Below are 20,526 nucleotides of genomic sequence, written 5' to 3' on the forward strand. Positions count from 1 at the left end.
CCGGTGAGAACGCTGAGACTCAGGCTGTACGGCATCGCGTTCCTCGCCGTCCTCGCGTTGCTGCTGTCGCTCGCCGTGGCCGTCTACCGGCAGGCGTTCACGTCCGTCGTACCGATCACCCTGGAGGCCGACAGCCTCGGCAACCAGCTCGATCCGGCCGCCGACGTCAAGCTGCGCGGGGTGCTGGTCGGCGAGGTGCGCGAGGTGCACGCCGACGGCACGAAGGCCACGCTCGACATCGCGCTCAAGCCGCAGTACGTCACGTACATCCCGGCCGACGTGCACGCGCGGCTGCTGCCCAAGACACTGTTCGGCGAGAAGTACGTCGACCTCGTGGCGCCCCCTCGCTCTGCGCAGTCGTCGGCTCGGCCCATCCGCGCCGGGGACGTCATCACCCAGGACCGTACGCGGGTGGGCATCGAGGTGCAGCAGCTGATGAACGACCTGCTGCCGCTGCTGCGGACCGTCCGGCCGGGTGAACTCAACGCCACCCTCTCGGCGTTCGCCACCGCGCTGGAGGGCCGCGGCGACCGGGTCGGCGACAACCTCACCCGCGTCGAGGGCTATCTGCGCCGCCTCAACCCGCACCTGCCGTCCATCAAGGAGGACATCTCGCGGTTCGCGGACGTCGCCGAGGTCTACGGCGACGCCGCACCCGACCTGATGCGGATCCTGCGCAACACGGTCACCACCAGCCGGACGATCGTGGCGAAGCAGGACCAGCTGGCGGCAGGGCTCCGCTCGACCGCCGCCGTGGCGGGCACGGCGGACGACTTCCTCGCCGAGAACGGCGACCGGCTGATCACCCTGGGCCGGGTCTCCCGCCCCACGCTGGAACTCTTCGCCCGCTACTCCCCCGAGTACCCGTGCCTGCTGAAGGGCCTGGTCCGGCAGGAGAGGGCGTCGGAGGACGCGTTCCGGGGCGGGGAGATGCGGATCACCCTCGAGGTCGTACGGCCGCAGGGGGCGTACCGGCCCGGTGAGGAGCCGGTGTACGGCGAGCGGTCCGGCCCGAACTGCCGTGGGCTGCCGGATCCGCCGGTGCCCGGGCCCAAGCCCCATCTGAACGACGGTACGTCCGCCCCGAGTTCGGGCGGCCCACTCCCCGGAGGTGTCAACGTGTCCGCCACCGCGGCCGAGCAGCGGGCCGTCGGCTCGCTCGTTGCCCCCGTCATGGGCGTCCCCGCGGACCAGGTGCCGCCCGTCGCGACCCTGCTGTTCGGGCCGCTCGCGCGCGGAACGGCGGTGAGTGTCGCATGAGCGGGGCAGGAGCCCGGCAGACCGCCGGACCACTGGTCAAGTTCAGCCTCTTCGCGCTGGTCACCAGCGCGGCGACGGCATTGCTCGCCGCCACCATCGTCAACGTCTCCTTCACCCCGCAGGACACCTACCACGCGGTGTTCTCCGACGTCACCGGGCTGGAGACCGGCGACGACATCCGGGTGGCCGGAGTGCGGGTCGGGGAGGTCGAGGGCATCCGGATCAAGGACCGGACCCTGGCCGAGGTCACGTTCACCGTCACCGCCGACCGGCCGTTGCTCGCCGACACCCACGCGGTCGTCCGCTACCGCAACCTGGTCGGGCAGCGGTACATCGCACTGACCGAGGGCGCCGGCGACGTCGGCAGGCGACTGCGGCCGGGCGGCACCATCCCGCTGTCCCGGACCCAGCCGGCGCTGGACCTCAACGCCCTGCTGAACGGCTTCAAGCCGCTGTTCGCGGCGCTCAGCCCGAACGATGTCAACCAGCTGGCCACCGAGATCGTCCAGACCCTCCAGGGCGAGGGCGGCACGGTGAACAGCCTGCTCACGCACACGGCCTCGCTCACCACGACCCTCGCCGACCGCGACCGGCTGATCGGCTCGGTGATCGACAACCTCAACACCGTCCTGGGGACGCTCGACAAGCGCGGCTCCCGCTTCTCCGATCTGCTCACGCAGCTGCGCCGGGTGATCTCGGGGCTGTCCGCCGACCGCAAGCCCATCGGGGAGTCCCTGGTCGGCATCGGCGAGCTCACGGACGCCACGGCGGGGCTGCTGAAGGACGCGCGTCCACCGCTGAAGGACGACATCGCCGGCCTCGGCGATCTCACCGGAACGCTGAACGACAACCAGAACACCGTGGAGGGCGTCCTGAAACGGCTGCCGAACAAGCTCGACAAGCTCACCGGGACGGCGTCCTACGGCTCGTGGTTCAACTTCTACCTCTGCGACTTCGACGGCCGGATCGTGCTGCCGAAGACGAAGCAGGTGATCAGCCCGGAGCTGCACGTGGCACAGGCGAGGTGTGGCGGATGAGCATGCGTGTCCCACGGCGCAGGGTCCGCCGCCCCGAACCGCTGGTGAAGGTACGGGTCCTGCCACCGAGACTGCCGAGGCTCCTGCCCCGGCTGCCGAGGCGCAAGGCGCGCCCCGAGCCCTTGGTGAAAGTGCGCGTCCTGCCGCCCCGGTTGCCGAGGCTCCTACCCCGGCTCCCGAAGCGCAGGCCCCGCCCCCAGCCCCTGGTGAAGGTGCGCGTCCTGCCGCCGAGGCCGCCCAGGATGCGGCTGCGGCGCCCTCGGCTGAAGCCCTTCCGCGAGCGGAACCCGGTCGTCGTGGGCGCCGTCGGTCTCACCGTTCTCGCGCTGCTCACCGTCGCCGCCTTCAACGCCGACAGTCTGCCGCTGATCGGCGGCGGCGACACGTACAGCGCGGCCTTCTCGGAGGCCGGCGGGCTCAAGCCGGGTGACGAGGTACGGATCGCCGGCGTCAAGGTCGGCAAGGTCGAGGACGTCGGCCTGGACGGCGACCACGTCAAGGTCACCTTCAAGGTGAAGGGACACCCGGCGTTCGGCACCGACACGGGCGCGTCGATCCGGGTCAGGACGATCCTCGGCGCGAAGTACCTGGCCCTCTCCCCCGGCGGGCCCGGGCAGTTGAAGCCGGGCAGCGAGATCCCGATCGGGCGGACGGTGTCGGCGTACGACGTCGTCCAGGCCTTCAGCGACCTCACGACCACCACCGAGGAGGTCGACACGGACCGGCTCGCGAAGGCGCTGGACACGATCTCTCTCACCTTCCAGGACTCGCCCGCGGAGGTGCGGGCGTCGATCAAGGGACTGTCGCGGATCTCCCGGACCGTCGCCTCCCGCGACAAGGCGCTGCGCGGGCTCCTCGACCACGCGAACGGGGTCACCAAGGTGCTGGCCGGCCACACGAAGGACTTCTCCGCACTGGTGAAGGAGGGAGACGAGCTGTTCAAGGAGATCGGCAGGCGGCGCGCGGCCATCCACCAGCTGCTCAGGAGTTCCGCGCTGCTGGGCATCCAGCTCTCCGGCCTGGTCGACGACAACGGCAAGCAGATCGGACCGGCCCTGAAGAACCTCGACACCTTCGTGACCATGCTCGAACGCAACCAGGCGAGCCTCGACCGCAGCGTCAAGCTCCTCGCGCCGTACGTGCGGCTGTTCACCAACACCCTCGGCAACGGCCGCTGGTTCGACTCCTACGTCCAGAACCTGGTCGCCGCCCCGGTCACACCCCGGACGGGAGGCACCCGATGACCCGCAGACTCCTGGCCCTGTTCACCGCGCTCGCGGTCGTCGCAGGCCTCGCCGCCGTCCTGTGGCCCGGCCCCGACCCCGTCCGGGTCACGGCGTACTTCCCGCGCACCGTCGGCATCTACCCCGGCTCGGACGTCCGCGTCCTCGGTGTCCGCATCGGCGAGGTCAGGAAGATCACGCCGGAGGGCGGCCGGGTGCGGGTGGAGCTGGAGTACGACCGGGGCCGTAAGGTGCCCGCGAACGCGCAGGCCGCCATCATCAACTCCTCGGTGGTCAGCGACCGTTATGTGCAGCTGCTGCCGGTGTACCGGAAGGGACCCGTGCTGCGGGACGGCGACGTCATCCCCGAGTCCCGTACGGCCGTCCCCGTCGAGCTGGACCGGATCTTCGACAGCCTGCACACCACCGCGGAGGCGCTCGGCCCGGACGGCGCCAACAAGAAGGGCGCGCTGTCCCGGCTGCTCGGGGTGAGCGCCGACAACCTCCGGGGGCAGGGCGAGAACCTCAACCGCACGGTCGGGGACCTCTCCCAGGCGGTCACCACGCTGTCCGACGGGCGCGGCGACCTGTTCGGGACCGTGCGGAACCTGCAGGTGTTCACGGCCGCGCTGGCGGCGGACGACACCAGCGTGCGGTCCTTCGACACCGACCTCGCCGACGTGGCCGGGCAGCTGGCCGGCGAGCGCAAGGATCTCGCGGCCGCGCTGAAGTACCTGGCCGCCGCCCTCGGTGACGTGTCCGGCTTCGTGAAGGGCAACAAGAAGGCGCTGACCTCGGACGTCAAGGGCCTGGCCAAGGTCACCCAGGTGCTCGTCACCCAACGGGCCGCACTGGAGGAGCTGTTGACCGTCGCGCCCACCGGCCTGTCGAACCTGCAGAACGCCTACAACCCCGCGGCCGGCACCCTCGACACCCGCAACAACGCACAGACCTCCCAGGACCCGGCGTCCCTGCTCTGCTCGATCCTGAGGACGACCGGGGACGAGGGCGGCAAGAACCCCGACTGCACGGACCTGAGGAAACTCTTCGGCTCCCTGCCCAAGGTGCCGTCGGCCCCTTCGGGGACGGGCACGGTCGACAAGACCCTCGGCGGAATCCTGGGGGCACGGGCATGAGTGTGCTGCGCAAGGGCCGGGTGGCCGCCTGGACGGCGGTCGGCTCACTGCTGCTGACCGGCTGCGAGTTCAACGGCTGGTACGACATCCCCCTCCCCGGCGGCGCAGCCTCGGACGGCCACGCCTACCACGTCACCGTCGAGTTCCGGGACGTCCTGGACCTGGTGCCGCAGTCGGCGGTGAAGGTCAACGACGTCACCGTGGGCGCGGTCGAGAAGGTGGAGCTGGACGGCTGGCACGCGCGGGTGCGGCTCAGGATCGCCGACTCGGTGAAGCTGCCCGGCAACGCGGTCGCCGACCTGAGGCAGACCAGCATGCTCGGCGAGAAGTACGTGGCCCTGTCCGCGCCGGCCGGCACGCCGGCTGTCGGACGGCTCCGCGACGGCGACCGCATCCCGCTCTCCCGCAGCGGCCGCAACGCGGAGGTCGAGGAGGTGCTGTCGGCCCTGTCCGCGCTGCTCAACGGCGGCGGGGTGGCCCAGCTGAAGACGATCACCGTAGAGCTGAACAAGGCCCTGAACGGCCGTGAGGACCGGGTCAGGTCACTGCTGAAGCAGCTCGACACGTTCCTCGGCGGCCTCGACGACCAGCGCGGCGAGATCGTGCGCGCGCTCAAGGGCGTGGACCGGCTCGCCGAGCGGCTGAAGAAGGAGAACAAGACGATCGCCCTCGCCGTCGACACCATGCCGCCGGCCCTGAAGGCCCTCGCCGACCAGCGCCGCGACCTGACGAAGATGCTCACCGCCCTGTCCAGGCTCGGCACGACCGGCACCAAGGTGGTGAACGCCTCCCACGACGACACCGTCGCCGACCTGAAGAGTCTGCGGCCCGTCCTGCAGGAGCTGAACAAGGCGGGCGACGACCTGCCCAACTCTCTCGATCTGCTGACCACGTATCCGTTCCCGCGCAACGCCACCGACGCGGTCAAGGGCGACTACGTCAACCTGAAGATCACCGCCGACCTCGACCTGGCGGGCATCTACGGCAACCTCGGTGGCAGGCCCGGCAAGGGCGGGAGCGCCCCGACGCCCGGGACCCCGCGTCTTCCGGGCGTCCCCACGCCGGCCCCCCTGCCGTCCCTGCCGGCCACTCCGTCCCTCCCGCCCACCCCGTCCCTGCCCTCCGTACCCACCGTGCCCCCGAAGCCCTCCGACGGCAGCACCGTGCTGTGTCCGCCGGTGTGCACCGCGGCCTACGACACCGCGGACGGCGCGCGTCGCCTCCCTCCCGGGGTGGACCTCGGCCTGGCCGAGCTGATGCTGAAGGGGATACTGCCGTGATCACACGTACGGTCAGGGCCCAGCTGCTCGCCTTCGCGACCGTCACCGCCCTCGGGGTGTCGTACGTCGGCGCCCGGTACACGGGCCTGGTGGACGACGTGCTGCACCGTGGATACACCGTGCGCGCCGACTTCGCCGAGTCCGGGGGCGTGTTCCCCGGTGCGGAGGTCACCTACCGCGGGGTGCCGGTGGGCCGCGTGGGCGACCTGCGGCTGACCGGGTCCGGGGTCTCGGTGGCGCTGAAGATCGCGGACGGTGCCCCGAGGATCCCGGCCGACACGCTCGCGGTGATCGCCGACCGTTCGGCGGTGGGCGAGCAGTACGTCGACCTCCAGCCGCGCGGGTCCGGCGGGCCGTACCTCATCGACGGCAGCCCGATCCCGCGCAGCCGCACCCGGACCCCGCTGCCGGTCACCGAGCTGGTCCTCAGCCTCGACCGGCTGGTCAACTCGGTCGGCAAGGACGATCTCCGGGTCACCGTCGACGAGTTGGGCAAGGCGTTCGCCGGCACCGGGCCGGACCTGAGCCGCCTGGTCGACTCCGGCAACTCCCTGGTGGAGTCGGCGTCCGCATCGCTCCCGCAGACGGTCTCGCTGATCGAGGACTCGCGGAAGGTGCTGAAGACCCAGGCGGACCAGGGCTCGGCCATCAAGTCGTTCTCCCGCGATCTGGCGACGCTCACCGAGCAGTTGAGGTCGAGCGACGGCGATCTGCGCCGGCTGATCGGCAACACGGTGCCCGCCACGCAGGAGCTCGACTCCCTGCTGAAGTCCACCCGGCCGCAGGTGCCGGTCCTGCTGGCCAACCTCGTCAGCGGCGGCCAGATCACCCTGGCCCGGCTGCCCGGCGTCGAGCAGGCCCTGGTCACGCTCCCGCTCACCGTGGCGGGCAGCTACACGGTCATCCCCGGCGACGGCACCACCCACTTCGGGCTGACCGTGAACGCCGACGACCCGCCCGCCTGCACCCAGGGCTACGGCACCCGGCGCCGCGATCCCGCCGACACCGCCCCGCGCCCGGCGAACACCGACGCCCGCTGCACCGCGCCGCGCGGCAGCAAGACCTCGGTGCGCGGTGCGCAGAACGCCCCCGGCGCGACTCCCGGCGCGCACGGCGCGAACCAGGCCGCGTTCGTGGCCCCGTACGACCCGGAGACCGGTGCCCTGACCGGCCCGGACGGCAGGCCCGTCGAGATCGGCTCGACGGGCGGCGAACAGACCGTCTTCGGAAAGGAGTCGTGGCAATGGCTGCTCGTGGGACCGATGGCATGACAGGGGGGCGCATGCGGCTGGTGCCGGCCGGCCTTGTCGCCGCGACCGTGCTGACGACCGTGCTCTCCGTCTGGCTGGGCCTGAAAGTGGCCGACCAGCGCGGGGTGGAACAGCGCCGCCAGGAGGTCCTGGCGGCGGCCCGCCAGTCGGCGCTGAACTTCACCTCGCTCGACTACCGGCACTACGACCGGGACAGCCACAACGTGCTGGACGGCGCCACCGGCGACTTCAAGAAGCAGTTCGCGGCGCAGACCGCCCAGTTGACGAAGCTGGTCGCGCAGAACAGGTCGGTGTCCGAGGGGCAGGTGCTCGATGCGGGCATCGTGCGGTCCGACGCGCGCTCGGCCCGGGTGCTGGTCGTGGCCGACAGCAAGGTGACCAACACCGCCGCGCCCGAGGGCCAGGCGCGCACCTACCGGCTCCAGCTCGACCTCGTGCGGGTCGGCGGCCGCTGGCTGACCTCCGACGTCACGTTCGTGGGCTGACCCGCCGGTGAGGCCATCAGTGAGGAGAGACATCATGGCGAACCCGACCTCCCGAGCCCGCGGCAGCGGCTCCCCGGCCCGCCGGACCCTGACCGCGGCCGCCCGCGCGGCGGCCAAGCGCGCCGGGCGGCCGGAGCGCGCCACCCGCCAGGAGGAGGACGTTTCCCCCGGGCGCACGCTGCTCATCGATCCTCCGGCGGACGGCTGGGAGGACCCGCCGGAGCCCGAGCCGTCCGACTCACCCGAGTCGTCCGAGCACGAGCCGGAGAAGAGCGAGCCGGAGAAGAGGGCGCCGGAGGAGAGCGCGCCCCCGCGCCTGGCCGGACGGCCCGTGCTCCTCGCGGTACTGGGTGCCGTACTCGTGGCCGCGCTGGTCGTGGCCGCCGTACTGGGCTGGCGGTACCAGGAGGGGCGGCAGGCGGAGCAGGCCCGCGGGGAGGCCCTCGCGGCCGCGCGGAAGGCGGCGCCGGTCGTGCTGTCGTACGACTACCGGCACCTGGACCGCGACTTCACCCGGGCCCGTGCCCTGCTGACCGGACACTTCCGCGACGAGTACGGCAGGACCACGAAGACGGTGGTCGCGCCGACCGCGACGAAGTACCAGGGGGTGGTGAAGGCGACCGTGGCCACCCCCGCCGACGGCGGCGCCCCCGCGGCCTCCGTCGTGTCGGCGACGCCGGACAGGGCCGTCGTCCTGCTCTTCGTCAACCAGGTGACCGAGAGCACCCAGGTCCCCGCGCCCCGGCTGGATCTGAACCGGGTGCGGATGACGCTCACCCGCACCTCCGACGGCTGGAAGGTGAGCGGCGTCGACGCCCTCTGACCAGGCCTTCACAGGTGCCCCCGCGCGATCGCGCGGGGGCACTTTTTCGTGGGCTCTCTTGACAGTCCTCCACCCCCACAGGCAATCTTTCCATACAGCAGAAACGAACTTCCGCTATACGGAAATTACAGGGAAGGGAGCGCCGTCCCCGTGGGATTCGCAGACCAGCGCTTCAACGTCAACCTGTCGATCCTCTTCACGGAACTCCCGCTCCTGGAGCGTCCCGCGGCCGCCGCCGCGGCGGGCTTCACGGCGGTCGAGCTGTGGTGGCCCTGGGTCGACTCCCCCACCCCCGAGCAGTCCGAGCTCGACGCACTGAAGAAGGCGATCGAGGACGCGGGCGTCCAGCTCACGGGCCTGAACTTCTACGCCGGGCAGCTGCCGGGCCCGGACCGCGGCGCCCTGTCGATCCCGGGCGAGGAGTCGGAGAGGTTCCGCGCCAACATCGACGTGGCCATCGCCTTCGCCCGGTCCCTGGGCTGCACGACGTTCAACGCCCTGTACGGCAACCGCGTCGACGGCGTGGTCCCGGCCGAGCAGGACGCGCTCGCCCTGGAGAACCTGGTCCTCGCGGCCCGGGCCGTCGGCCGGGTCGGCGGGACCGTCCTGATCGAGGCCCTCAACCAGCCCGAGTCGCCGAAGTGCCCGATCGTGAGCGCGCCCAAGGCGATCGAGATCGTGGACAAGGTCAACGAGGCGACGGGACTCGGGAACGCGAAGTTCCTGATGGACCTGTACCACCTGTCCATGAACGGCGAGGACCTGCCTTCGGTCATCGAGCGGTACGCGGCGAAGACCGGCCATGTGCAGATCGCGGACAACCCCGGCCGCGGCGCCCCCGGGACGGGTTCGCTCCCGCTGGAGGAGCTGCTCGACCAGCTGAAGAAGGCCGGATACGACGGCTGGGTCGGCCTGGAGTACAAGCCGGGCGACCGTCCGAGCGCCGAGGCCTTCGACTGGCTCCCGCGCGAAGCGCGTGCCGCGCGCTGAACCCCCCTGACTTTGCAAGGCAGTTGAGAGAGGCACCCCCAATCATGAGCAGCAACCTTCCCAAGATCGCGTGGATCGGCCTCGGCATCATGGGCTCCCCCATGTCCGAGAACCTGATCAAGGCGGGTTACCAGGTCACCGGCTTCACCCTCGAGCAGGACAAGCTGGACCGCCTGGCCGCCGCCGGCGGCACCGCCGCCTCCTCCATCGCCGAGGCCGTGCGCGACGCCGACGTGGTCATCACGATGGTGCCCGCGTCCCCGCAGGTCGAGGCCATCTCCTACGGCCCGGACGGCATCCTGGAGAACGCGAAGCAGGGCGCCCTGCTGATCGACATGTCCTCGATCACCCCGCAGACCTCCGTGGACCTCGCGAAGGCCGCCAAGGACAAGGGCATCCGGGTGCTGGACGCCCCGGTGTCCGGCGGTGAGGCCGGCGCCGTCGAGGCCGTACTGTCGATCATGGTGGGCGGTGAGCAGGCCGACTTCGACCAGGCCAAGCCGATCTTCGAGGCGCTGGGCAAGACCATCGTGCTGTGCGGCCCGCACGGCTCCGGCCAGACCGTGAAGGCCGCCAACCAGCTGATCGTCGCCGTGAACATCCAGGCGTGCGCCGAGGCCGTGGTCTTCCTGGAGAAGTCGGGCGTGGACCTCGCGGCCGCGCTGGACGTCCTCAACGGCGGCCTCGCCGGCTCGACCGTGCTGACACGGAAGAAGGACAACTTCCTCAGCCGCGACTTCAAGCCGGGCTTCCGCATCGACCTGCACCACAAGGACATGGGCATCGTCACCGACGCCGCCCGCAACGTCGGCGCGGCCCTTCCGGTCGGTGCCGTGGTCGCCCAGCTGGTCGCCTCGCTGCGCGCCCAGGGCGACGGCGGCCTGGACCACTCGGCCCTGCTGCGGGCGGTCGAGCGCCTCTCCGGCGCTCAGCTGTAGAGACTTCCGGGCCGCGGCACCGCTGACACCTGTCCTGTCGCGCCCAGGCGGCGCCGCGGCCCGGAATCGAATTCAACAAACTGTTGACGCCCACACCACCAACTTTTAGGCTCCACGAAGCGGAAACAGGTTTCCGCTGACACCCGCACGGAAGGTCCCCGATGTCGAAGCGCGTGCTCACGACAGAGTCCGGCGCCCCGGTCGCCGACAACCAGAATTCCGCCTCCGCCGGCGTCGGCGGCCCGCTCCTGATCCAGGACCAGCAGCTCCTGGAGAAGCTCGCGCGCTTCAACCGCGAGCGCATCCCGGAGCGCGTGGTGCACGCCCGTGGCTCCGGTGCGTACGGCCACTTCGAGGTGACGGACGACGTCACCGGCTTCACCCACGCCGACTTCCTGAGCGCGATCGGCAAGCGCACCGAGGTGTTCGTACGCTTCTCGACGGTGGCCGACTCCCTCGGCGGCGCCGACGCCGTGCGTGACCCGCGCGGCTTCGCGGTGAAGTTCTACACCGAGGAGGGCAACTACGACCTCGTCGGCAACAACACCCCGGTGTTCTTCATCAAGGACCCGATCAAGTTCCCCGACTTCATCCACTCGCAGAAGCGCGACCCCTTCACGGGCCGCCAGGAGCCGGACAACGTCTGGGACTTCTGGGCACACGCCCCCGAGGCCACGCACCAGGTGACCTGGCTGATGGGCGACCGCGGCATCCCGGCGTCGTACCGGCACATGAACGGCTACGGCTCGCACACCTACCAGTGGACGAACGCCGAGGGCGAGGCCTTCTTCGTCAAGTACCACTTCAAGACGAACCAGGGCATCCGCTCCCTGAGCGCCGAGCAGGCCGCGGAGCTCGCGGGCAAGGACCCCAACTCCCACCAGACGGACCTGCTGCAGGCGATCGAGCGGGGCGTGCACCCGTCCTGGACCCTGTACGTGCAGCTCATGCCGGCGGCCGAGGCGGCGGACTACCGCTTCAACCCGTTCGACCTGACCAAGGTGTGGCCGCACAAGGACTACCCGCTGCAGCGGGTGGGCCGCCTGGTGCTGGACCGCAACCCGGACAACGTCTTCGCCGAGGTCGAGCAGGCCGCGTTCTCCCCGAACAACTTCGTTCCGGGCATCGGCGCCTCCCCCGACAAGATGCTCCAGGGCCGCCTGTTCGCCTACGCCGACGCGCACCGCTACCGCCTGGGCGTCAACCACACCCTGCTGGCCGTGAACGCCCCGAAGGCGACGACCGCGCAGAACTACGGCCGCGACGGCTTCATGGCGGTCAACGGCCAGGGCCGTCACGCCAAGAACTACGAGCCGAACTCCTACGACGGCCCGGTGGAGACCGGCCGCCCGCTGTCAGCCCCGCTGGCGGTCTCCGGCCACACGGGCAACCACGAGGCCCCGCTCCACACCAAGGACGACGACTTCTACCAGGCGGGCGAGCTGTACCGCCTGATGTCCGCGGAGGAGAAGTCCCGCCTCGTCGCGAACATCGCCGGCGGCCTCTCGCAGGTCTCCCGCGACGACGTGATCGAGAAGAACCTGGCCCACTTCCACGCCGCCGACCCGGAGTACGGCAGGCGCGTGGAGGAGGCGGTCCGCGCCCTGCGCGAGGACTGAGACCAGGAACCCGCAAGCAGCGTACGGAATCCGACGGGAGGTCAGGATCTCCGCACGCGGCCCGCGCGGCACGCCGTACGGCCCGGATGAGGGGTGACCGTACGGCCGTGGGCGCGGGCAGGGCGAGGACCGTGGCGGCGTGCGAGCCAGTGCGGTGGTGAAGGACCGAGCCCCCTTCTCGACCAGAGGGAAGGGGCCCCGGCTCCGTCGCACGCCCCCACGGTCCCACCCAGCCCCCCTTTCCGGGGGCCACCCCGCTCCGTCCGGCGGCGCGAACGACCTGTCGCGCCCAGCCTCGCGCCGTCGGACGGTCACCATACGGACACGAAGCGCTCCCCCGGCCAGGGGGAGCGCTTCGTGCTGTCCGGGCGCGGCCCGGGCCCGGCGTGCGGGCCCGCCGTATCCGCAGGACGCTGAGGGCATGGGCAATCCGACGCAGTATCCGCACATCGTGGTCCACTCCCCGGCCCTGGACGGGTCCCGGCGGGTGACCGAGGGGGACGTGACCCTGGGCATCGCCTCGCACCTGGACGACGTCGTGGAGATTCTCCGGCTGGCCGACCTGGACCGGATCGAGGTGGAGGAGAGCGATCTCATCGAGTGGCAGGGCGGCGGGCCCGACGACTGGCCGGGGCTGTCGGAGCACGAGCTGTAGCGGCTCGGCGTACGGCAGCGGTCGTAGGCGGGCTACGCCATCCTCAAATCAACCTCTGAACCCCGCGGCTCAGGCTTCAACCGCCCCCGCAGCGGGGCAGATTAGGAGCACAGGGGGCCCGCCGGCACGGGGGCGGCGGGCCCCGGCCACGGGGGAGCACGGGGGACGCAACGGGGGTGCCACGGGGGACGCGAAAGGGCGGCCCGTCCTTCCGGACGGGCCGCCCTTGGTGTGCGGTGCGGGGTCAGACCTTCAGCGGCTTGATCGACGTCGGCGCGTGACCCGGCTCGGTGGCCAGGTCCTCGAACTCGGAGATGTCGCTGATGTCCATGGTGCGGCTCATCGAGATGTTGGTGATCCGCTCCAGGATCGCCTCGACGACGACCGGCACCCGGTACTCGGCGGCCAGCTTCTTCGCCTGCTCGAACGCCGCGCCCAGCTGGTCCGGCTCGGTGACCCGGATCGCCTTGCAGCCCAGGCCCTCGGCGACCTTCACGTGGTCGACGCCGTAGACGCCGATCTCGGGCGTGTTGATGTTCTCGAACTCCAGGTTGACCTGGAAGTTGATGTCCAGGCCGATCTGCGCCTGGCGGATCAGGCCGAGGTAGGCGTTGTTCACCAGCACGTGGACGTACGGGATCCTGTGCTGGGCGGCGACCGCCAGCTCCTCGATCAGGAACTGGAAGTCGTAGTCGCCGGAGAGGGCGACCACCGGGCTGTCCGGGTCGGCCTTGGCGACGCCGATCGCGGCCGGGATGGTCCAGCCGAGCGGGCCGGCCTGGCCGCAGTTGATCCAGTGGCGCGGCTTGTAGACGTGCAGCATCTGCGCGCCGGCGATCTGGGAGAGGCCGATGGTGGTGACGTACCGGGTGTCCGGGCCGAAGGCCTTGTTCATCTCCTCGTACACGCGCTGCGGCTTCATCGGCACATTGTCGAAGTGCGTACGGCGCAGGAGGGAGGCCTTGCGCTCCTGGGTGGAGGCGACCCAGTCGGCGCGGTCGGGCAGCTTGCCGGCGGCCTTCAGCTCCTTGGCCACCTCGACGAACAGCTCCAGCGCGGCCTTGGCGTCGGAGACGACGCCGTAGTCCGGCGGGAAGATCTTGCCGATCTGGGTGGGCTCGATGTCGACGTGGACGAACGTGCGGTCGCCGCGGTAGACGTCGAGCTTGTAGCCGGTGTGGCGGTTGGCCCAGCGGTTGCCGATGCCGAGGACGAAGTCCGACTCCAGGAAGTTGGCGTTGCCGTACCGGTGCGAGGTCTGGACGCCGACCATGCCGGCGTTCAGCTCGTGGTCGTCGGGCAGCGCGCCCCAGCCCATCAGGGTGGGGATGACCGGGGTCTGGGTCAGCTCGGCGAACTCCACCAGGAGGTCGACGGCGTCGGCGCCGATGATGCCGCCGCCGGCCACGATGACCGGGCGCTCCGACTCCAGAAGAAAGGTGATCGCCTTCTCGATCTGGGCGCGGGTCGCGGCCGGCTTGTAGACGGGCAGCGGCTCGTACGTCTCCGGGTCGAACTCGATCTCGGTGAGCTGGACGTCGATCGGCAGGTCGATCAGGACCGGGCCGGGGCGGCCGGAGCGCATCAGGTGGAAGGCCTGCTGGAAGACGCCGGGGACCTGCGCGGCCTCCAGCACGGTGACCGCCATTTTGGTGACCGGCTTGGCGATCGAGGCGATGTCGACGGCCTGGAAGTCCTCCTTGTGGATCACGTGGGTGGGCGCCTGGCCCGTGATGCACAGGATCGGGATGGAGTCGCCGATGGCCGAGTACAGGCCGGTGATCATGTCGGTGCCGGCCGGGCCGGAGGTGCCGATGCAGACGCCGATGTTGCCCGGCTTGGTGCGGGTGTACCCCTCGGCCATGTGCGAGGCGCCCTCGACATGGCGGGCGAGGGTGTGGTTGATGCCGCCACCCTCCTTGAGCGCCTTGTAGAAGGGGTTGATCGCCGCGCCCGGCACACCGAAGGCGTCGGTGACGCCCTCGCGCTTGAGGATCTCAACTGCCGCGCGGGCAGCGGTCATACGAGCCATCGAGTACTCCTGCTTCGGCTTCTCGGATGCGTACTCCCGTCGCGCCCCGCGGTGAGCACAGTCTCCAGATGGTCAAACTTCCGCATTGCGGAAATTAACTTCTACTATCTGGAATCAATGTAGAAGCGCACACCAACTGTCGTCAAGAGAGGTGCAGACGGGCCAAGCGCCGGACAAGCGGCGCGAGAAGGAGGACGATGGGGCCGCTGTCCCGACGCGACTGTTCCGACGTGACGCCTGGGGGTGGGCCATGCCCGAGAGCGTGCCGGTGCGCTGCCCGGCCTGCCGGCGCGAGCACGTCTACACCGCGCCGGTGTATCCGTGCGTGTGCGGCGCGCCCACCGCCCCGCGGCTGGATCCGGCCACCGAGCCTGCCGTGGCGGCCCACCGGGCCTGGGACGACGAGTGGATCTCCGTGCCCTGCGCCGCCTGCGGGCGCCTGAGCCAGTGGCCCCACCCGGAGCTGGGCTGCTCCTGCGGCACGGTCCTGCGCGTCCCGGTGGCGATCACGCCTCCGACAGCCCTTGGCACGCCGCGGGCAGACGCCCAGACGTCGCCGGAAGGCCGGGCCACACCCCCGGCAGCCCCCCGGACACGCCCGGCACACCCTCGCGCACCCGGGTCAGACCCCCGTGCACCCCTGGCAGATCCCCGCACACCGCCTGCCGTTTCCGGGACGCCGTCGGCAGCAGCCGGGACGCCGTCGTCACAGTCCGGGATGCCGCCCGGTCAGACCGGGATGCCCTCGTCGTACCCCGGCACGCCGTCCGCGGCGGCCGAGCCGGGGTTCCCGGACCGCCACTCCACCCACCGCCCCGCCTTCCCGCCGCGCGCCATCCGCACCGCCCGCGACGCCGTCACCGTCGCCGCGCTCTATCTGCGCTGGCTCGGCTACCGGGACATCCGCCGTGCCGACCAGCGGCCACCGAACGGCATCGGGCTCGCCGCGCACGGGCTGCTGGCCCAGGTGGACCCGACCGTGCGCCCGGCGGCGCCGCGGGACGTGGAGTGCCTGTGGCTGACGTCGATGACGGAGTCCGCGGACTGTGTGTACTTCTCCCTCGCGGGTTACACCGACGACGCCCGGGCCCGCGCGGACGCCCTGGGCATCCCGCTCTTCGTCCTGGACCTCGCGGGCGTCCCGCAGCCGGTGAACGACCACGCCGACACACTGAACACCGACGGAGCGCCGGAACCGGACCCCCGACCACGGAACCGACGGACCTGACACGCCCCCGGGCCACCCTGTCACCACCGGCGAACCGGCCTCAGCTCGGACGAGCACGGCGGGGTCCCGCGTACTTCCCCGCGCCGCGCCTGCTCTCGGGCACGCCCGACGCGGCGACACCTCCGGGACAGCCCCGCCACGGTGGGCGCGGCGGTCGGCTGTGTCATCAGGCTTCGCATGCCTGCCGACGGGTCCCGGCCGAGTGTGCCGCCGACAGCGCGCTCCTCCGGGGCCCGTCCTCGAGCAGGTAGCACATGCCCGGTTCCGGCCGTCTCACGCCCCGTACGCCTCCCGCAGTTCGACCTTGCGCACCTTCCCGGACACCGTCATCGGGAAGGAGTCGAGGATCCGCAGCCGGCTGGGGATCTTGTAGTGCGCGAGCCGGTCCCGGCAGAAGGCGCGCAGTTCCTCCAGGGTGAGCGGGTCGGCCGCGTCGTACGGGATCACACAGGCCAGGACCTCCTCGCCGTACTTCTCGTGCGGCACCCCGACGACCTGGACGTCCCTGATCTTCGGGTGGGCGTGGAGGAACTCCTCGATCTCACGCGGGTAGATGTTCTCGCCGCCACGGATGATCATGTCCTTGATCCGGCCGACGATCTCGACGTACCCGTCCTCGCGCATCACCGCCAGGTCCCCGGTGTGCATCCAGCGGCCCGCGTCCACGGCCCCGGCGGTCTTCTCGGGCTCGTTCCAGTAGCCGAGCATCACGCTGTAGCCGCGGGTGCACAACTCCCCCGCCGTGCCGCGTGGTTGGGTGACGCCGGTGGCCGGGTCGACGACCTTGACCTCCAGGTGCGGCAGCACGCGGCCGACGGTGCCCGTGCGGTGCTCCAGGTCGTCGTCCCGTCGGGTCTGCAGCGACACCGGGGAGGTCTCGGTCATGCCGTAGCAGATGGAGACCTCCGCCATGTGCATCTCGGCGACGACCCGCTTCATCACCTCCACCGGGCACGGCGAGCCCGCCATGATGCCGGTGCGCAGGGTCGAGAGGTCGTACGTGGCGAAGTCGGGGAGGTTGAGCTCGGCGATGAACATGGTCGGGACGCCGTAGAGGGATGTGCAGCGCTCCTGCTGCACCGCCTCCAGGGTGGCCTTCGGGTCGAAGGAGGGGGCCGGGATGACCATGCAGGCGCCGTGCGAGGTGGCCGCGAGGTTGCCCATGACCATGCCGAAGCAGTGGTAGAAGGGCACCGGGATGCAGATCCTGTCCTGCTCGGTGTAGGCGATCAACTCGCCCACGAAGTAACCGTTGTTGAGGATGTTGTGGTGGGACAGGGTGGCGCCCTTCGGGAAGCCGGTGGTCCCCGAGGTGTACTGGATGTTGATCGGGTCGTCGCAGGACAGTTCCGCGTACGGGGCGTCACCCGTGCCCCGCGCGAGCAGTGCCTCCCAGCTCGGGTCGCCGATGTACACGACGTCGCGCAGCGCAGGGCACCTGCCGCGCACCTCCTCGACCATCGCGCGGTAGTCGCTGGTCCTGTGGCTCAGGGAGGCGAACAGCAGCGAGATCCCGGCCTGGTTGAGAACGTACTCGACCTCGTGGGTGCGGTAGGCCGGGTTGATGTTCACCATGATCGCGCCGACGCGGGCGGTGGCGTACTGCACCAGGACCCACTCCGGACAGTTGACCGCCCAGATGCCCACCCGGTCGCCCTTGACGACTCCGCTCGCGACCAGCGCCTGCGCCAACTCCTCGACGGCCGCGCCGAATTCGGCGTACGTCCAACGCCGCCCGGAGGGCACGTCGACCAGGGCCTCACGGTCCGGCCAGGCGGCCACGGCCCGGTCCAGGCCGGCGCCGATGGTGTCGCCGAGCAGGGCGGTGGAACCGGTTCCGTGCGAGTACGACAGCGATGTTCCGTGCGGGTACGACAGCGATGCGGTCACCGGAAGTCCTCCTCGCGGTACTCGTGCTCCGAGCCCTGGGCCGTCGCCTCGCGCAGCTCGATCCGGCGGATCTTGCCGGAGACGGTCTTGGGCAGCGCGCCGAACTCCAGCCGGCGGATGCGCTTGTAGGGGGCGAGCACCTGGCGGGAGTGCTCGAAGACGACCTTCGCGGTGCCGGGTCCGGGCTCCCAGCCTTCGGCGAGCACGACGTACGCCTTCGGCACCGCGAGCCGCAGCTCGTCCGGCGCGGGCACCACGGCGGCCTCGGCCACCGCCTCGTGCTCCAGCAGCGCGCTCTCCAGCTCGAACGGGCTGATCTTGTAGTCGGAGGCCTTGAAGACGTCGTCCGCGCGGCCGACGTACGTCAGATAGCCGTCCTCGTCGCGGGAGGCGATGTCCCCGGTGCGGTAGTAGCCGCCCGCCATGGCCTCGGCCGTGCGGTCCGGGTCGCCGTGGTAGCCGGTCATCAGGCCGACCGGACGCTCCGACAGGTCGAGGGCGATCTCGCCCTCGGTGGCACCGGGCGCGCCGGAGACCGGGTCGAGGAGCTCGACGCGGTAGCCGGGGCTCGGGCGGCCCATGGAGCCGGTCTTCAGCAGCTGGCCGGGGCTGTTGGAGACCTGCACGGCGGTCTCCGTCTGCCCGAAGCCGTCCCGGATGGTCACGCCCCAGGCCCGCCGGACCTGTTCGATGACCTCGGGGTTGAGCGGCTCGCCGGCGGCCACCACCTCGCGGGGCGGGGTGGCCAGGAGGCCCAGGTCGGCCTGGATGAGCATGCGCCACACGGTCGGCGGGGCACAGAAGGTGCTCACTGCGGCCCGGTCCATCTCGGCCATCAGCCGGGCCGCGTCGAACCGTGTGTAGTTGAAGAGGAAGACGGTCGCCTCGGCGTTCCACGGCGCGAACAGATTGGACCAGGCGTGCTTGGCCCAGCCCGGCGAGGAGATGTTCAGGTGCACGTCACCGGGTTTCAGGCCGATCCAGTACATGGTGGCCAGATGCCCGATCGGGTACGAGGTGTGGGTGTGCTCGACGAGCTTGGGGCGGGCGGTCGTACCGGAGGTGAAGTAGAGCATCAGCGGGTCGTCGGCCAGGGTGGGGCCGTCGGGGAGGAACTCGGCGGGGGCGGTGTACGCGTCCTCGTACGGCTCCCAGCCCTCCTGCGGCGGGCCGCCGACCGAGATCCGGGTGTAGTCGCCGGGCACCTCGGCGAACTTCGCGGCGTCCTCGGCCCGTACGATCACGTGCTTCACCCGGCCCCGGTCCACCCGGTCGCGCAGGTCGGCCGGACCGAGCAGCGGGGTGGCGGGGATGACCACCGCGCGCAGCTTCATCGCGGCCAGCGCGGTCTCCCACAGCTCGGTCTGGTTGCCGAGCATGACGAGGATCCGGTCCTCGGCGGCGACACCCCGCGCACGCAGGTGGTTCGCGACCCGGTTCGACCGCTCGGACATCCCGGCGAAGGACACCCGCGTCTCGCCGCCGTCCTCCTCGACGATGTGCAGCGCGGTCCGGTCGTTGCCGGCGGCGATCACGTCGAACCAGTCCAGTGCCCAGTTGAAGTGCGCCGGCCGTGGCCAGGCGAAGCCCTCACAGGCGGCGGCATAGTCCTCCCGGTGCGCCAGCAGAAAGTCCCGGGCCTCACGGAACGACTCGGTCACCGTCGTCATCACACACTCCTCGCGTCACCGGCGCGCCCTGGGCCTGCGGCTCACTCCCGCTGTTCCGACCATTGCCGGGCGGCTCTCTGGCATCGTCTAATCCGTGATGCAGGTCTCACTACCCCCGAACGGGGGTGGGGACGGCAGAAGGGGCGAAGACGTGACGGCAGACGCGGCGGGGACGGTGGAGATCGGCGGTGCGCTCGCCCGGCTGCGCCACCTCACGGGGCTGCCGGTCGCCTTCGGCGGCCTGGTCGAGTCCGGCCGGCCGCAGATCCGGATCAGCGAGCTGAGCGGCACGACCACGACGGCCCTGCGCTCGCTCGCGGTGACCTCCGGCAACGGACTCGGCGGCAAGGCGGTGGCCCTGGCCCGGCCGTGCGCGGTGACGGACTACTCCAGCTCCCGGCAGATCAGCCACGAGTACGACGTCCCGGTGGCCGCGGAGGGGATCCGCTCGGTCGTCGCGGTGCCCGTGGTGGTACGGCGCCGGGTGCGCGGCGTGCTCTACGGCGCGCTGCGCTCGGCCCAGCCCCTCGGCGACCGCACGCTCGGCGCGGCCATGGCCGTCGCCCGGGACCTGGAGCAGGCGCTGGTGGTGCGGGACCAGGCGCGCGGACTGCTGGCCGCGGCTCGGCCGGAGCCCGCCGGCGGCGACCAGGGTGCCGCCTGGGAACAGGTGCGGGAGGCGCATGCGGCGCTGAGGGCCCTGGCCTCCCGGATCAGCGATCCGGATCTGCGGGCCGAACTGCTCGCGGCCTGCGGACTGCTGACCGCGCCGCCACGGAAGGGGGGCGTTACCCTGGCGCCGCGCGAACTGGACGTGCTGTCCTGGGTGGCGGCGGGGGCGACCAACGCGGCCGTGGCCGAGCGGCTGGGGCTGCGTGCGGAGACGGTGAAGGGCTATCTGCGCTCGGCGATGCGGAAGCTGGGCGCGCACACCCGAGGGGAGGCGGCGACCGCGGCCCGCAGGGCGGGACTGCTGCCGTGACGGAGGG

General features: G+C 71.2%; 18 protein-coding genes. 14 read left to right on the top strand and 4 right to left on the bottom strand.

Annotation, left to right across the window (positions count from 1 at the left end; genetic code table 11):
• Nucleotides 1–3: 3 nt before the first annotated feature.
• From ABT288_RS26250 to ABT288_RS26305, 12 genes are all read left to right on the top strand, one after another.
• Complete coding sequence (locus ABT288_RS26250; protein WP_351612324.1) at nt 4–1,260, top strand: MCE family protein; 1,257 nt, start codon at nt 4–6, stop codon at nt 1,258–1,260.
• Nucleotides 1,257–2,297, top strand: coding sequence for an MCE family protein (locus ABT288_RS26255; protein ID WP_351612326.1), 1,041 nt, complete (start codon nt 1,257–1,259; stop codon nt 2,295–2,297). The genes ABT288_RS26250 and ABT288_RS26255 overlap by 4 nt, the downstream gene beginning before the upstream one ends.
• 242 nt (nt 2,298–2,539) lie before the next feature.
• On the top strand, nt 2,540–3,541 hold the full coding sequence (locus ABT288_RS26260) for an MCE family protein (RefSeq protein ID WP_450860883.1): 1,002 nt from the start codon (nt 2,540–2,542) through the stop codon (nt 3,539–3,541).
• On the top strand, nt 3,538–4,656 hold the full coding sequence (locus ABT288_RS26265; RefSeq protein WP_351612329.1) for an MCE family protein: 1,119 nt from the start codon (nt 3,538–3,540) through the stop codon (nt 4,654–4,656). The genes ABT288_RS26260 and ABT288_RS26265 overlap by 4 nt, the downstream gene beginning before the upstream one ends.
• Nucleotides 4,653–5,936, top strand: coding sequence for an MCE family protein (locus tag ABT288_RS26270; RefSeq protein WP_351612332.1), 1,284 nt, complete (start codon nt 4,653–4,655; stop codon nt 5,934–5,936). Before ABT288_RS26265 ends, ABT288_RS26270 begins: the two co-directional genes overlap by 4 nt.
• Nucleotides 5,933–7,207, top strand: coding sequence for an MCE family protein (locus ABT288_RS26275; RefSeq protein ID WP_351612335.1), 1,275 nt, complete (start codon nt 5,933–5,935; stop codon nt 7,205–7,207). The genes ABT288_RS26270 and ABT288_RS26275 overlap by 4 nt, the downstream gene beginning before the upstream one ends.
• Before the next feature lie 11 nt (nt 7,208–7,218).
• Complete coding sequence (locus ABT288_RS26280) at nt 7,219–7,692, top strand: Rv1363c family protein (RefSeq protein WP_351612338.1); 474 nt, start codon at nt 7,219–7,221, stop codon at nt 7,690–7,692.
• Between the two features lie 34 nt (nt 7,693–7,726).
• Nucleotides 7,727–8,515 carry an Rv1363c family protein gene (locus ABT288_RS26285; protein WP_351612341.1) on the top strand — a complete coding sequence of 263 codons (789 nt, stop codon included), beginning with the start codon at nt 7,727–7,729 and terminating at the stop codon, nt 8,513–8,515.
• A gap of 150 nt (nt 8,516–8,665) precedes the next feature.
• Nucleotides 8,666–9,505, top strand: a complete 840-nt coding sequence (locus ABT288_RS26290) for a TIM barrel protein (RefSeq protein WP_351612344.1) — start codon at nt 8,666–8,668, stop codon at nt 9,503–9,505.
• A 44-nt stretch (nt 9,506–9,549) separates the two neighbouring features.
• A complete protein-coding gene (locus ABT288_RS26295) occupies nt 9,550–10,443 on the top strand; it encodes a 2-hydroxy-3-oxopropionate reductase (RefSeq protein WP_351612347.1) in 894 nt (297 codons plus the stop codon).
• 161 nt (nt 10,444–10,604) lie between these two features.
• Nucleotides 10,605–12,062 (top strand): catalase, encoded by a 1,458-nt coding sequence (locus ABT288_RS26300; protein ID WP_351612349.1) that lies wholly within the window; start codon nt 10,605–10,607, stop codon nt 12,060–12,062.
• A 421-nt stretch (nt 12,063–12,483) separates the two neighbouring features.
• Nucleotides 12,484–12,717 (top strand): hypothetical protein, encoded by a 234-nt coding sequence (locus tag ABT288_RS26305; protein ID WP_351612350.1) that lies wholly within the window; start codon nt 12,484–12,486, stop codon nt 12,715–12,717.
• Between the two features lie 244 nt (nt 12,718–12,961).
• On the opposite strand, the gene gcl is transcribed toward ABT288_RS26305, so the two are convergent.
• Together gcl and ABT288_RS26315 are read right to left on the bottom strand one after the other, a co-directional pair.
• The gene (gcl, locus tag ABT288_RS26310) at nt 12,962–14,749 is read right to left on the bottom strand and encodes a glyoxylate carboligase (RefSeq protein ID WP_351612352.1); all 1,788 of its coding nucleotides are present in this window, start codon (nt 14,747–14,749) and stop codon (nt 12,962–12,964) included.
• A gap of 300 nt (nt 14,750–15,049) precedes the next feature.
• Complete coding sequence (locus ABT288_RS26315; protein WP_351612354.1) at nt 15,050–15,259, bottom strand: hypothetical protein; 210 nt, start codon at nt 15,257–15,259, stop codon at nt 15,050–15,052.
• Here ABT288_RS26315 and ABT288_RS50305 point away from each other — a divergent pair.
• Nucleotides 15,165–15,977, top strand: a complete 813-nt coding sequence (locus ABT288_RS50305; protein WP_450860885.1) for a ribosomal eL19 family protein — start codon at nt 15,165–15,167, stop codon at nt 15,975–15,977. The two genes, ABT288_RS26315 and ABT288_RS50305, sit on opposite strands and share 95 nt — an antisense overlap.
• 273 nt (nt 15,978–16,250) lie before the next feature.
• Here the strand turns inward: ABT288_RS50305 and ABT288_RS26325 are convergent, their stop codons facing one another.
• The gene (locus ABT288_RS26325; protein ID WP_351612360.1) at nt 16,251–17,867 is read right to left on the bottom strand and encodes an AMP-binding protein; all 1,617 of its coding nucleotides are present in this window, start codon (nt 17,865–17,867) and stop codon (nt 16,251–16,253) included.
• Nucleotides 17,864–19,537, bottom strand: coding sequence for an AMP-binding protein (locus ABT288_RS26330; protein ID WP_351612363.1), 1,674 nt, complete (start codon nt 19,535–19,537; stop codon nt 17,864–17,866). The genes ABT288_RS26325 and ABT288_RS26330 overlap by 4 nt, the downstream gene beginning before the upstream one ends.
• Before the next feature lie 151 nt (nt 19,538–19,688).
• Here ABT288_RS26330 and ABT288_RS26335 point away from each other — a divergent pair, with 151 nt between their 5' ends.
• Complete coding sequence (locus ABT288_RS26335) at nt 19,689–20,519, top strand: helix-turn-helix transcriptional regulator (RefSeq protein WP_351612364.1); 831 nt, start codon at nt 19,689–19,691, stop codon at nt 20,517–20,519.
• The last annotated feature ends 7 nt before the right edge of the window (nt 20,520–20,526 follow it).

The organism is Streptomyces sp. NPDC001093, from assembly GCF_040298985.1.
Lineage (GTDB): Bacteria > Actinomycetota > Actinomycetes > Streptomycetales > Streptomycetaceae > Streptomyces.